Raw genomic sequence first — 12,005 nt, 5'->3', positions numbered from 1 at the left:
GACCCCGAACCCCCTACCGGGGGGTCACTGCACCGCGGCGGGGTCCATGCAGACGACCTCCCAGACGTGCCCGTCCGGGTCGGTGAAGCTGACCCCGTACATGAACCCCTGGTCCTGCGCCGGCTGCCACGGCCGCCCGCCCGACGCCAGCGCCCGCGCCAGCAGGTCGTCGGCCTCCTCCCGGCTCTCGGCTGACAGCGCGTTGAGCACGGTCGTCGTCTTCGCCGGGTCACCGATCTCGGTGCCCTCCGGGACGAAGTCGGTGAACCGGTCACGGGTCAGCAGCATCACCACGATGTTGTCGGCGACGACGACCGACGCCGTCCGCTCGTCGGAGAACTGCTCGTTGAAGCCGAAGCCCAGGCCGCCGTAGAACGCCTTGGCGGCGGCCAGGTCGGTCACGGGCAGGTTGACGAAGATCCAGCGCACGGTGTGCTCCCGTCGTCGTGGGGCCCGGTCGGCCCCGTCGCAGGTACAGACGGGGCCGACCGCCACGACTCATCGGTCGCGACCGGGCAGCGGAGGAGTGACCTCGGACAGCGGCGAGCGGACGTCGCGCACGCCCCGGTCGCCGTCGGAGCCGCGCCGCTCCGCCGCCGGGAGGACGGTGGTGCCGGTGGCGGTGTCCGGGACGCCGTCGCGGTCGGCGTCCGGCGCGGGCTCGACCACCAGCACGAAGTCCTCGCCGTGCCGGGTGATGCCCTCGACGACGGCCTGCTCGACCGCCTCCACCGCGACCGTGCGGCGCAGCACCAGCGGGTCGGAGCGGACGTCCTTGGCCAGCGACACCGCCATGCCCACCATCACCAGCGCGAAGGGCAGCGCCGCGATGATCGTGAGGTTCTGCAGGCCGGTGAGGGCCTCGTCGCCACCGACCAGCAGCATGATCGCGGCCACGGCGCCCATGACGACGCCCCAGAAGACGACCGTCGTCCGGCTCGGGGACAGCGTGCCGCGCTCGGACAGCGACCCCATGACGATCGAGGCGGCGTCGGCGCCGGACACGAAGAAGATCGCGACCAGCACCATGACCAGCACGGTCATGACCGTGGCGAGCGGGTAGGTGCCCAGGACGCCGAACAGCTGCCCCTCCGCGGTGGTCTGCCCGGCGACGTCGACGCCGCTGCGCTGGGCGGCGACCCCGGCCCCGCCGAACACGGCGAACCAGACCAGGCTCACGACGCTGGGCACCAGCAGGACGCCGGTGACGAACTGCCGGATGGTGCGGCCGCGGCTGATCCGGGCGATGAACAGGCCGACGAACGGCGTCCAGCTGATCCACCAGGCCCAGTAGAAGACCGTCCAGCCGCGCAGCCACTCGGCGGTCGCGTCCCCGCCGCTGGCCTCGGTGCGGGCGGCCATGTCGCCCAGCTCCGCGACGTAGGTGCCGAGCGTGGTGGGCAGCAGGTTGAGGACGAGCACGGTCGGGCCGACGGCGAAGACGAACACGGCCAGGACGACGGCCAGCACCATGTTGGTGTTGGCCAGCCACTGGATGCCCCTGGCGATGCCGGAGACGGCGGAGGCGACGAACGCCGCGGTCAGCACCGCGATGACGACCACCAGCAGCCCGTTGCCGGCGTCCCCCACCCAGCCGAGGATCTCCACACCGCTGCCGATTTGCAGCGCGCCGAGCCCGAGCGACGCCGCCGACCCGAACAGCGTGGCGAAGATGGCGAGCACGTCGATGGCCCTCCCGGCCCAGCCCTCGGTGCGGTGCCGCCCGAACAGCGGGGCGAAGGCGGAGCTGATCAGCTGCCGCCGGCCGCGGCGGAAGGTGCCGTAGGCGATCGCCAGGCCGACGACGGCGTAGATGGCCCACGGGTGCAGCGACCAGTGGAACACCGTGGTCGCCATGGCCGTCCTGAGCGCCTCGGGCGTCTCGGCCTCGACGGTGCCCGGCGGCGGGGCGACGTAGTGCGCCAGCGGCTCGCTGACGCCGAAGAACATCAGCCCGATGCCCATTCCGGCGCTGAACATCATCGCCACCCAGGACACCGTCCGGAACTCCGGCTCCTCGTCGTCGCGGCCCAGCGGGATGCGGCCGTACCGCCCGGCCGCCAGCCAGACCACGAACACGACGAAGGCCGAGGCGAGCAGCACGAACAGCCAGCCGAGGTTGGTCTCCACCCACTCGAGGGCGGTGCCGCTGGCCGAGCCCAGGCCCTGCGGGCTGGCGAAGCCCCAGGCGACGAAGGCCAGGGCGAGGACGGCGGAGACCCCGAAGACGACCCGGTCCAGCGCCCCCCCGCGGTCGGCGGGCGACGGTGGTGGCTGCGCGACGGCGGGGTGGGCCTCGGTGGCCCCGGGTGGGCCGGTGCGTTCAGGTGTTGTGGTCACGACTGTGGGCGCCGGTGCCGGCGCGCCTCCCTACTGAGTGGACGACGGGCGCCGTCGGCACCAGGGCGCCGACGGCAACCCCTCCACCGTCGGGGCGTTCCCGGAGCGGTGCAAGCTCGCCGGGACCCGGGCGGGACGCGCCGAGGAGGCGGCGGCGGGCCGTGTGCCGACCCCGGCGACCGGGCACACCCCCGGCAGCCAGGCGGCCGCCCGACCGGGACGGCGGCGCCGCGACGGGGGGAGGCACCGGATCGTGAGCGAGCTGCGTCCGCCCTGGTCAGCGCGCCGTCGGAAGCTGCTGCTGTGGCTGGCGGTGGGCGCGGTGCTCGGCGGGCTGGGGGCCGTCGGCCTGCCCGGCGAGTTCGGGGCGACGGCGGGCTACGCGGCCGCGCTCTGCGCCTTCCTCCTCGGAGTCGCCCTGGTGGTGTTCATCACCGTCCCCGGGCCCGAGACCCTGGGCACACTGTTGCGCACACCACCCCTGGCGGGGGCGGTGCTGGTGGTCGCCGTCCTGCTGGTGCTGGCCAACCCGACCGGGTCGTCGCTGCGCTGGCTGTGGGTGGTCGCGGCGGTGCTCGCCGCCGGGTGGACGGCGTTCGCCGTGTGGGAGACCCGCCGCTCGGGCGGCTGACCGCGGCGGCAGACTGCGATCGTGACGCCCGGCCTGCCCGCTGCCCTCTACGTGCCCGACCGCGACGGCTTCCTCGCCACCGACCTCACCATCGGGCCGTGGGACCCGGGGCTGCAGCACGCCGGGCCGGTCGCGGCGCTGCTGGCCCGCGAGGCCGAGCGGGGGACCGGGATCCCCGACGGGCAGACGGTGCGGCTGGCCTTCGACATACTCGCGCCGGTGCCCGTGGGCCCGGTGCGGGTCGCCGCCCGGCAGCTGCGGCCCGGACGGCGGATCGAGCTGCTGGAGGCGGTGCTCACCGCGGGCGGCTCGGAGCGGCCGCTCGTGCGGCTGACCGCCTGGCGGATGCGCAGCTCCGCGGTCGAGGGGACGCCGGAGGCCCCCGTCGCGCTGCCCGGGCCGGAGGAGAGCCGCCCGGAGACGGCGGCCTTCTTCACCACCGACGTCGCCTACCACCGGGCGCTGGACTGGCGCTTCGCGCACGGCTCATTCAACGCGCCCGGGCCCGCGGCGGCGTGGACCCGGCCGCTGTGCGCGCTGGTCGAGGGCGAGCCGATGAGCCCGCTGCAGCACCTGCTGGTGATGACCGACGCGGCCAGCGGCATCTCCGCCGTGCTGGACTGGCGGCGGGCCACGTTCGCCAACGTCGACCTCACCGTCGCCCTGGTGCGCCCGCCGGCCGGCGACTGGCTGGGCGTCGACGCCGTCACCACCATCGGCTCCTCGGGCGCCGGGCAATGCTTCGCCGACCTCCACGACGCCACCGGCCGGATCGGCCGCTCGGCGCAGGCGCTGTTCGTCGCCCCCCGCTGATCGGGGGACGGGGGTTGGCGTCCACACCGTCCCCCGGGGAGGCTGGAGCGCGATGGCACCCCTGAACCCACTGCTGACCTGGCTGGCCGAGCGCGGGCTGGTGATCGCCCTGTTCGTCCTGGGGTCGGTGCTGCTGGCCCGGTTCATCGCCTGGGTCGGCGAGAAGATCACCGACCGCATCGACGCCCGCGCGACCGGCGGCGACGCCCTCGTGCGCTCCGAGGCGGCCAAGCACCGGCACTCGCTGACCCAGGTGATCACCTGGACGCTGGTCGTGATGGTCTACGCGATCGCCGTCTTCGCCGTGCTGGACCGGGCCGGCATCCCGATCGGCGGGCTGGTGGCCCCGGCGACCGTGCTGGGTGTCGGGCTGGGCTTCGGCGCGCAGCGGGTCGTGGGCGACGTGCTGGCGGGCTTCTTCATCATCACCGAGCGGCAGTACGGCTTCGGCGACGTCGTCGCCATCACGGTGGTGGGGGGCGTTGACCCGGCCGAGGGCACGATCGAGGACGTCACGCTGCGGATCACCCGGCTGCGCTCCCCCAACGGCGAGGTGATCACGCTGCCGAACGGGCAGATCGTGAAGGTCGTCAACCTCTCCCGCGACTGGGCGCGCGCCGTCGTCGACGTGCCGGTGCCGACCACCCTGGACGTCAGCCGGGTCAACGACATCCTCCGCGAGGTCGGCGCCGACGCCTTCCGCGACCAGCGGCTGCGCCCGCTGCTGCTCGACCCGCCCAGCGTGATGGGCGTGGAGACGCTCGACCTCGAGCAGGTCAACGTCCGGATGGTGGCCCGCACGCTCCCCGGCAAGCAGTTCGAGGTCGGCCGCGACCTGCGCGCCCGCGTCGTCCAGGCCTTCCGGGAGGCGGGCCTCACCGTGCCGCCGCCGACGACCGGCACGCCGACCGGGCAGCTCTCCGCCTCCTCTGACGGTGCCCGGTGACCACCCCGCACGAGGGCCCCGACGAGCCGACCCGCGCGCGGTCGGTGGACGCCGCGCCACGCCGCTGGTGGTCCTCGGTGCCGCACCACCTCGGCCGCGCGCGCACCTCGACCGTCGTCCTGGCGCTGCTGTTCGTCGGGCTCTACGTGCTGTGGCTCTACGTCCGCCCGCCGGACGTGCCGACGGCGCCGGCCACCGACGGGACGACGGTGCAGACACCGGCGACCACCGCCCCCGCCGAGCCGCCCGCGACCACCGCGCCGACCACGACGGCCCCGGCACCGACGTCGCCGACCCCCGAGCCCACGTCCCTCCCCCCGGGGGAAACCGGCGGCGAGGAGACCCCCTCGGGGACGACCCCGGCGCCGACCCCGGCCGGGGAGGAGCCGACGACGCCGCAGCCACCCACCCCCGCCGCGCCGACGACGAGCGCCGCGCCCGGGAGCTGACCGCTCAGCCGCGGGTGACCACCGCGATGCCGGGGTCCCGGCCCACCGCGGCCAGCGCGGCACCGGCCTCGTCGAGGGGGAGCCGCCGGGTGACCAGCGCCTGCGGCCGCAGCCGGCCGGCGGCGACGAGGCCGAGCAGCTCGGGATAGGTGTGCGCGGCCATGCCGTGGCTGCCCAGCACCTGCAGCTCGCGGGCGATCACGAGGTCCATCGGCACCGCGGGACGGCCCTGCGCCGGGGGCAGCAGCCCGATCTGCACGTGCCGGCCCCGCGGCCGCAGCGACCGGATCGAGTTCTCGCAGGTCGCCGCCGCGCCGAGGGCGTCGAGGGAGACGTGCGCACCCCCGCCGGTCAGTCCGGTGACCGCGGCCGGGACGTCCCCGCCGCCGTCCAGCGTGTGTTCCGCGCCGTTGGCGGCGGCGAGCCGCAGCGCCGCCGCGGAGACGTCGACGGCGACCACCCGCGCGCCCGCGGCGACCGCCACCTGCACCGCCGAGAGCCCCACCCCGCCGCAGCCGTGCACGGCGACCCACTCACCGGGCCGGACCCGCGCGACCTGCGCCACCGCGCGGAAGGCGGTGGCGAACCGGCAGCCCAGGCTCGCGGCGGTGGCGGGGTCCAGGTCCTCGGGCAGCGCGACGAGGTTGACGTCGGCCGCGTCGAGGGCGACGTACTCGGCCATCGAGCCCCAGTGGGTGAACCCGGGCTGGGTCTGCCGGGCGCACACCTGGTGCTCCCCGGCGGCGCACTGCGCGCAGCGGCCGCAGGCGTTGACGAAGGGGACGGTGACGCGGTCGCCCACCCGCCAGTGCCGCACGCCGGCCCCGACGGCAGCAACGGTGCCGGCCAGCTCGTGGCCGGGCACGTGCGGCAGGACGACGTCGGGGTCGTGCCCCTGCCAGGCGTGCCAGTCGCTGCGGCAGACGCCGGTGGCCGCCACCTCGACGACGACGCCGCCGGGCGCCGGGTCCGGCGCGGGGACGTCCTGCACGGTCAGCGGGCCGCCGAAGGTCTCGAACACGAGTGCGCGCACCCCGGCAGCCTCTCCCAGGCCGCAGCGGTGTCCACCACCTGGGACGCCGGTTCCGCGGAGGGCGGCGACCTGCCTAGGATCACGCTGGCTCACGAGAGGCAGTGACAAGCACCTGGCTGGCTGCCCGGCAACCTCTACTCCGTCTGAGGTGCTCCCAGGGGAAGAGCCGGCCGGACGGCGCCCGCCGCCCGGCAAGGACGGAGTCCTCGCGCGCCGCGGGTCCTCCGCGAGCGAGAGGACGAGCCGCATGAGCGACCCCCAGAGCTGGAGCTTCGAGACCCGGCAGATCCACGCCGGCACCAGCCCCGACCCCACGACCGGCGCCCGCGCGCTGCCGATCTACGCGACGACGAGCTACCAGTTCCGCGACGCCCAGCACGCCGCCGACCTGTTCGCGCTGGCGGAGATGGGCAACATCTACACGCGGATCATGAACCCGACGCAGGACGCGCTCGAGCAGCGCGTCGCCTCGCTCGAGGGCGGCGTGGCCGCGCTGGCCGTGTCGTCGGGTCAGGCCGCCGAGACCCTCGCGATCCTCAACGTCGCCGAGGCCGGCAGCCACGTCGTCGCCTCGGCCTCGCTGTACGGCGGCACCTACAACCTGCTGCACCACTCGCTGCCCAAGCTGGGCGTCTCGGTGTCCTTCGTCGAGGACCCCGACGACCCGGAGAACTGGCAGTCGCTGGTGCAGGAGAACACCAAGGCCTTCTACGCCGAGTCGATCGGCAACCCGAAGGGCGACGTCCTCGACATCGAGACCGTCGCCGGCGTCGCGCACCGCAACGGCGTCCCGCTCATCATCGACAACACGATCGCCACCCCGTACCTCATCCGGCCGATCGAGTCCGGTGCGGACGTCGTGGTCCACTCGGCGACCAAGTACCTCGGCGGCCACGGCACCGCGATCGCGGGGCTCATCGTCGACTCGGGCACCTTCGACTGGACGAGCGGGAAGTACCCCGGCTTCACCGAGCCCGACCCGACCTACCACGGCGTCGTCTACGCCGACCTGGGCGCGCCGGCCTACGCGCTCAAGGCCCGCGTGCAGCTGCTGCGCGACCTCGGCCCGGCGATCTCGCCGTTCAACGCGTTCCTCGTCGTCCAGGGCATCGAGACGCTGTCGCTGCGGATGGAGCGGCACGTGGCGAACGCGCAGCGGGTCGCGGAGTTCCTCGAGGCACACGACTCGGTCGACCGGGTCAACTACCCGGGCCTGCCGTCGTCCCCCTGGCACGCGGCGCAGCAGAAATACGCGCCCCGCGGCGCCGGCGCCGTCCTCACCTTCGAGCTGCACGGCGGCGTCGAGGCCGGCAAGCGGTTCGTCGACGCCCTGGAGCTGCACAGCCACGTGGCCAACATCGGCGACGTGCGCAGCCTGGTCATCCACCCGGCCTCGACCACGCACTCGCAGCTGACGCCCTCGGAGCAGCTGACCACCGGTGTCACGCCGGGCCTGGTCCGGCTGGCCGTCGGCCTGGAGGGCATCGAGGACATCCTCGCCGACCTGGAGTCCGGCTTCCGCGCCGCGAAGGGGGCCTGAGGTGGGCGGGGCCCGGGTGACCTCCTGGGCCCCGCCCCGGCCGGGGGGCTGGCGCGAGGGCGACCCGGCCGGCGACCGTCGCTTCCTCGACCTGCCCGGACCGCTGCGGCTGGAGCGCGGCGGCCTGCTGCCGGGGGTGCGGGTGGCCTACGAGACGTGGGGAACGCCGGCGCCCGGCGGCGGCAACGCCGTCCTCGTCGAGCACGCGCTCACCGGCGACAGCCACCTCGCCGGCCCCGCCGGCCCGGGGCACCCGACACCGGGCTGGTGGGACGAGCTGGTCGGCCCCGGGGCGCCGCTGGACACCGACCGGCTGTTCGTCGTGTGCGCCAACGTCCTGGGCGGCTGCCAGGGGACGACGGGGCCCTCCTCGACCGCGCCCGACGGGACCCCGTACGGGTCGCGGTTCCCGGCCGTCACGGTCGCCGACCAGGTCCGGGTCGAGGCCGCGCTCGCCGACGCGCTGGGCGTCCCCCGGTGGGCGGCGGTGCTCGGCGGCTCGATGGGCGGGATGCGCGCACTGGAGTGGGCGGTGGCGCTGCCCGACCGGGTGGAGCGGCTGCTCTTCCTCGCCTCGGGCGCCGCGGCGACCGCCGACCAGATCGGCACCCAGACCACCCAGCAGGCCGCGATCCGCGCCGACCCCGCGTGGGCCGGCGGAGACCACCCGCCCGGCGAGGGGCCGGTGGCCGGGCTGGGCGTGGCCCGCCGGATCGCGCACCTGACCTACCGCAGCGACCAGGAACTCGACGCACGCTTCGGCACCGCGGTGCAGGACGACGGCCGCTACGCCGTCGCCTCCTACCTCGACCACCACGCCGACAAGCTGGCGCGCCGGTTCGACGCCGGCAGCTACGTGGTGCTCACCGAGGCCATGAACTCCTGGGACGTGGGCCGCGGCCGCGGCGGGGTCCGGGCGGCGCTGGGCCGGGTCACCGCGCGCGCCGTCGTCGCCGGTGTCGACACCGACCGGCTGTACCCGCTCGCGCTCCAGCAGCAGGTGGCCGACGCCCTCGGCGTCCCGCTGCGGGTGATCAGCTCGCCGTACGGGCACGACGGCTTCCTCATCGAGGCCGATGCCGTCGGTGTCCTGGTCCGCGAGCTGCTGGACACCTGACCCGCGACCTCGTGAGGGGGCCTCAGTCCATCGCGTCGCCGGGCGTCTGCCCGGCCGGCGGGAGCGGGGCGCGGACGACCGGGCGCACCCGTCGCGCGCTGTCGAGCCGGTCGGTGTAGCTGGCGGCGTTGCCGCGGATGTGCCGCTGGTCGTCGTCCGTGGCCGACCGGATCACCTTGGCGGGGACCCCGGCGACGAGCGACCCCGGCGGCACCTGCGTGCCCTGGGTGACGACGGCGCCGGCGGCGACGATCGAGCCCGAGCCGATGTGCGCGCCGTTCATGACGACGCTGCCCATGCCGACCAGCACGTCGTCGTCGACCCGGGCGCCGTGCAGGACGACGCGGTGCCCGACGGTCACGCCGCGGCCGACGACCAGCGGGAAGCCGGGGTCGGAGTGCAGGGTGCAGCCGTCCTGGATGTTGGAGCCCTCGCCGATCTCGATGACCTCGGCGTCGGCGCGCGCCACCGCGCCGTACCAGATGCTCGACCGCGGCCCCATCGTCACGGCGCCGACGACGACGGCCGTCGGCGCCACGAACGCCTCGACGTCGATCTGCGGGGACCCGAACGGCAACTCGGCGATGTAGTTCTCGGCCACGGGCGACAGCACAGCACAGACGCGTCGGAGCTGCACCGCCGGAGGGCTGGTGGCCCCGACCGTGGACCGGGGCACCCACCGCCGCCAGGATGGCCGCCGTGACCGTGCCGACCGACCTGCCCGTCCTGGCCTTCGCCAGCCAGGCCGCGCTGGAGGCGTGGCTCGACGCCGAGCACGCGACCGCGCCCGGCCTGTACGTGCGGCTGGCGAAGAAGGGGGCCGGTGTCCCCTCGGTGACCTACGCCGAGCTGGTCGAGTCGGTGCTCTGCTTCGGCTGGATCGACGGCCGGTCGCAGCGCCTGGACGAGACCTCCTACCTGCAGCGCATCACCCCGCGCCGGGCGCGCAGCATCTGGTCGCAGAAGAACGTCGCCGCGGTCGAGGCGCTCACCGCCGCCGGCCGGATGCGCCCGGCCGGGCTGGCCGCGGTGGCGGCGGCGCGGGCCGACGGCCGCTGGGAACGGGCCTACGCGGGTCCGGCCACCATCACCGTTCCCGACGACCTCGCCGCCGCGCTGGCCGCCGACCCCGCCGCGCAGCAGGCCTTCGCCGGCCTCGACGGCCGCAACCGCTACGCCGTCCTGCACCGGGTGGCCACGGCCGCCACGCCGCAGACCCGCGCCCGGCGGATCGCCGCCCTGGTCACGATGCTCGCCGAGAGACGCCGCCCGTACTGAGAAAGGACCCTCCTGCCGCCCACCCCGGCCCCGTCCAGAGGCTCGCCCCGAGCCTGCGAGGGGTGAGGAGGACGGGGTCCTTTCACCTGCAGGAGGCCTCCGCTCAGAGGACGCGGCGGGCGCCCACGTAGCCGCCCATGTCCACGCTGGTCACCGCCACGGGGATGCCGTGCGTGCGGGCGTGCACCATCTTGCCGCCGCCGATGTAGATGCCGACGTGGCTGATCGGGGAGTAGAAGAAGACGAGGTCGCCGGGCATGAGCTCGTCCCGCGACACGGCGACCCCCATCCGCGACTGGGCGCGGCTGGAGTGCGGCAGCGAGACACCGGCCGCGGCGTAGGCGAAGCTGGTCAGCCCGGAGCAGTCGAAGCCGTCGGGGCCGGTGCCGCCCCAGACGTAGGGGTCGCCGACCTGCGCGAGGGCCGCCTCGAGCACGGCTGCGACGTCGCCGCTCGGCGCGGCGGCCACGACCGCGTCGGTGTCCGGAGGGGCCAGTGACGGGCCGGCGAGCGAGGTGGTCACGACGGCCCGCTCGGCGGCCGAGAGCCGGTCGAAGTCCGCCTCGTAGGCATCGACACGCGTCTGCACCTCGGCCCACTGGCGCTCCAGCTCGGCGAGCGACGCGGTCGCCTGCGCGGCAGTGGCGTCGGCGTCGGTCCGGGCCTGCTCGGCCGCGCGCTGCGCGATCGACACCTCGGCCAGCAACCCCTCGGTGTGGGCGGCGATAAGGTCGAGCGTGGTCATCTGCTGGACGACGTCGGCCGCGGACTCGGAGGTAAGGAACGCGGCCATCCGGGACTGCGAGGTGCCGGCGGTCTGCGCGATGGCCGCCAACTGCGGGCCGTAGCCGGCGAGCACGCCCTCGGCCTGGGCCGCCCGCGCGGCGGCGTCGGCCGCGGCCTGCTGCTGAGCGGCGACGGTCAGCTGGGCCTCGTGGACCTGCTCGTCGAGAGCGGCGAGCTGCCGGCCGGTCTCGGCGACCAGTCGGGCGGCCTCGTCCGCGGTGCCGGGGGTGGCGCCCGCGGTCGCCGGGGTCAGCAGCACGGCGACGGCGGCAGTGACGGCCAGGGTGGCGCGCGTCCAGCGCCGGCTCGTCGTCCGGTTGCGGCCCATGTCCGGCCCCCTCTCGCCGCGCCCCGCTCCGGGAAGGGAGCGGTGTTCCGAGCGCGTGAGCACGCACGGTAAGGACACGACGTCAAGGGGTAGGGGGCGGCGCGCGGCGCCACGGGAGGGTGCGCGCCTCAGCTGTCACAGCTCCCTCAACGGCCCCCTGCGACGCCGGGGTGACCGCGTGCCGTCAGCGGTGTGGACTACCGGCGGCGGGGCGGGGCGGAGCCCGAGGGGGTGCGGTCGGGTGCGAGGGGGACCAGGCGGTCGGCCACCGCACCGGTCACGAAGGAGTAGACGGCCTTGCCGCCGAGGTCGACGACCTGGTCGCGGCGCGACCAGGTCCACGGCGGCGCACCCACGCCGGTGGCGTTCTCGAGGGTCTGGTCGGTGGCCAGCCGCACGGAGGTGTGCCAGGCCGAGGCGCGCCAGCCGCGCAGCCCGCTGGCCGACCACACGCCGCGCAGGGCGCCGACGAGCGCACCGGTGCCCCAGTGCATGAGGTGGTTGCGCACCGGTGGGCGCTCAGACCCCGGCAGCCGGCGGCGGGTGGTCAGCGCCGTGAGGGTGCGCGCGGGCACGTAGGAGTCCGGGCGGTGCGTGACGGACTGCTCGACCTGCTCGGCGAGCGTCATGGCCGCGGTGCCGGCCAGGCCGGCGAGGGCACCTCGGAGAGCAGCGCGTCCCAGCATGGAGCAGCCCTACCCGGGTCGGGGTGCGGAGGAACCGCGACCCGGCCCCGCAGGTGCG

General features: G+C 75.4%; 12 protein-coding genes, 1 pseudogene and 1 riboswitch. Of the genes and pseudogenes, 7 read left to right on the top strand and 6 right to left on the bottom strand.

The genetic code is table 11. The features are described from left to right. Window positions 1–24: 24 nt before the first annotated feature. Both BLW63_RS14090 and BLW63_RS14085 read right to left on the bottom strand, forming a co-directional pair. Window positions 25–429 (bottom strand): VOC family protein, encoded by a 405-nt coding sequence (locus BLW63_RS14090; RefSeq protein WP_091157371.1) that lies wholly within the window; start codon window positions 427–429, stop codon window positions 25–27. A gap of 69 nt (window positions 430–498) precedes the next feature. Continuing rightward, the gene (locus tag BLW63_RS14085; protein WP_091157369.1) at window positions 499–2,340 is read right to left on the bottom strand and encodes a BCCT family transporter; all 1,842 of its coding nucleotides are present in this window, start codon (window positions 2,338–2,340) and stop codon (window positions 499–501) included. A 253-nt stretch (window positions 2,341–2,593) separates the two neighbouring features. On the opposite strand from BLW63_RS14085, the gene BLW63_RS26140 reads away from it, so the two are divergent. Genes BLW63_RS26140 through BLW63_RS14065 form a run of 4 tightly spaced genes read left to right on the top strand, consistent with a single transcriptional unit; the run spans window position 2,594 to window position 5,179 of the window. After that, a complete protein-coding gene (locus BLW63_RS26140; RefSeq protein ID WP_139263541.1) occupies window positions 2,594–2,971 on the top strand; it encodes a hypothetical protein in 378 nt (125 codons plus the stop codon). A 21-nt stretch (window positions 2,972–2,992) separates the two neighbouring features. Further along, a complete protein-coding gene (locus BLW63_RS14075) occupies window positions 2,993–3,784 on the top strand; it encodes a thioesterase family protein (RefSeq protein WP_091157362.1) in 792 nt (263 codons plus the stop codon). Between the two features lie 52 nt (window positions 3,785–3,836). Then, window positions 3,837–4,730 carry a mechanosensitive ion channel family protein gene (locus tag BLW63_RS14070; RefSeq protein ID WP_091157359.1) on the top strand — a complete coding sequence of 298 codons (894 nt, stop codon included), beginning with the start codon at window positions 3,837–3,839 and terminating at the stop codon, window positions 4,728–4,730. Continuing rightward, window positions 4,727–5,179: an Rv3103c transmembrane domain-containing protein gene (locus BLW63_RS14065; protein WP_091157355.1), complete on the top strand. Its 453-nt coding sequence runs from the start codon at window positions 4,727–4,729 to the stop codon at window positions 5,177–5,179. Before BLW63_RS14070 ends, BLW63_RS14065 begins: the two co-directional genes overlap by 4 nt. Window positions 5,180–5,183: 4 nt before the next feature. Here BLW63_RS14065 and BLW63_RS14060 read toward each other — a convergent pair whose 3' ends face one another. Beyond that, a complete protein-coding gene (locus BLW63_RS14060) occupies window positions 5,184–6,212 on the bottom strand; it encodes a zinc-dependent alcohol dehydrogenase family protein (RefSeq protein ID WP_091157352.1) in 1,029 nt (342 codons plus the stop codon). A gap of 87 nt (window positions 6,213–6,299) precedes the next feature. Then, window positions 6,300–6,416, top strand: a riboswitch (SAM riboswitch). 40 nt (window positions 6,417–6,456) lie between these two features. On the opposite strand from BLW63_RS14060, the pseudogene BLW63_RS14055 reads away from it, so the two are divergent. Both BLW63_RS14055 and metX read left to right on the top strand, forming a co-directional pair. Beyond that, a pseudogene (locus BLW63_RS14055) lies at window positions 6,457–7,752 on the top strand (bifunctional o-acetylhomoserine/o-acetylserine sulfhydrylase); the annotation flags it as partial. Between the two features lie 16 nt (window positions 7,753–7,768). Next, window positions 7,769–8,869, top strand: a complete 1,101-nt coding sequence (gene metX / locus BLW63_RS14050) for a homoserine O-acetyltransferase MetX (RefSeq protein ID WP_244522574.1) — start codon at window positions 7,769–7,771, stop codon at window positions 8,867–8,869. A 22-nt stretch (window positions 8,870–8,891) separates the two neighbouring features. Here metX and BLW63_RS14045 read toward each other — a convergent pair whose 3' ends face one another. Beyond that, window positions 8,892–9,470: a gamma carbonic anhydrase family protein gene (locus BLW63_RS14045; RefSeq protein WP_244522573.1), complete on the bottom strand. Its 579-nt coding sequence runs from the start codon at window positions 9,468–9,470 to the stop codon at window positions 8,892–8,894. 98 nt (window positions 9,471–9,568) lie between these two features. On the opposite strand from BLW63_RS14045, the gene BLW63_RS14040 reads away from it, so the two are divergent. Next, window positions 9,569–10,147 carry a YdeI/OmpD-associated family protein gene (locus BLW63_RS14040; protein ID WP_244522572.1) on the top strand — a complete coding sequence of 193 codons (579 nt, stop codon included), beginning with the start codon at window positions 9,569–9,571 and terminating at the stop codon, window positions 10,145–10,147. Between the two features lie 103 nt (window positions 10,148–10,250). Here BLW63_RS14040 and BLW63_RS14035 read toward each other — a convergent pair whose 3' ends face one another. Then, the gene (locus tag BLW63_RS14035) at window positions 10,251–11,261 is read right to left on the bottom strand and encodes a C40 family peptidase (protein WP_091157338.1); all 1,011 of its coding nucleotides are present in this window, start codon (window positions 11,259–11,261) and stop codon (window positions 10,251–10,253) included. 197 nt (window positions 11,262–11,458) lie between these two features. Beyond that, window positions 11,459–11,947, bottom strand: a complete 489-nt coding sequence (locus BLW63_RS14030; RefSeq protein WP_091157334.1) for a hypothetical protein — start codon at window positions 11,945–11,947, stop codon at window positions 11,459–11,461. Window positions 11,948–12,005: the final 58 nt, after the last annotated feature.

This window comes from Geodermatophilus africanus, assembly GCF_900107105.1.
GTDB lineage: Bacteria > Actinomycetota > Actinomycetes > Mycobacteriales > Geodermatophilaceae > Geodermatophilus > Geodermatophilus africanus.
The sequence above is the reverse complement of the archived record's forward strand: the minus strand, read 5'-3'. Positions and strand labels throughout refer to the sequence as shown.

What these genes read in the sequence shown, in the direction of transcription:
- BLW63_RS14070 (WP_091157359.1), top strand. Translation starts at nt 3,837, where the DNA reads ATGGCACCCCTGAACCCACTGCTGACCTGGCTGGCCGAGCGCGGGCTG.
- BLW63_RS14035 (WP_091157338.1), bottom strand. Translation starts at nt 11,261, where the DNA reads ATGGGCCGCAACCGGACGACGAGCCGGCGCTGGACGCGCGCCACCCTG.
- BLW63_RS14030 (WP_091157334.1), bottom strand. Translation starts at nt 11,947, where the DNA reads ATGCTGGGACGCGCTGCTCTCCGAGGTGCCCTCGCCGGCCTGGCCGGC.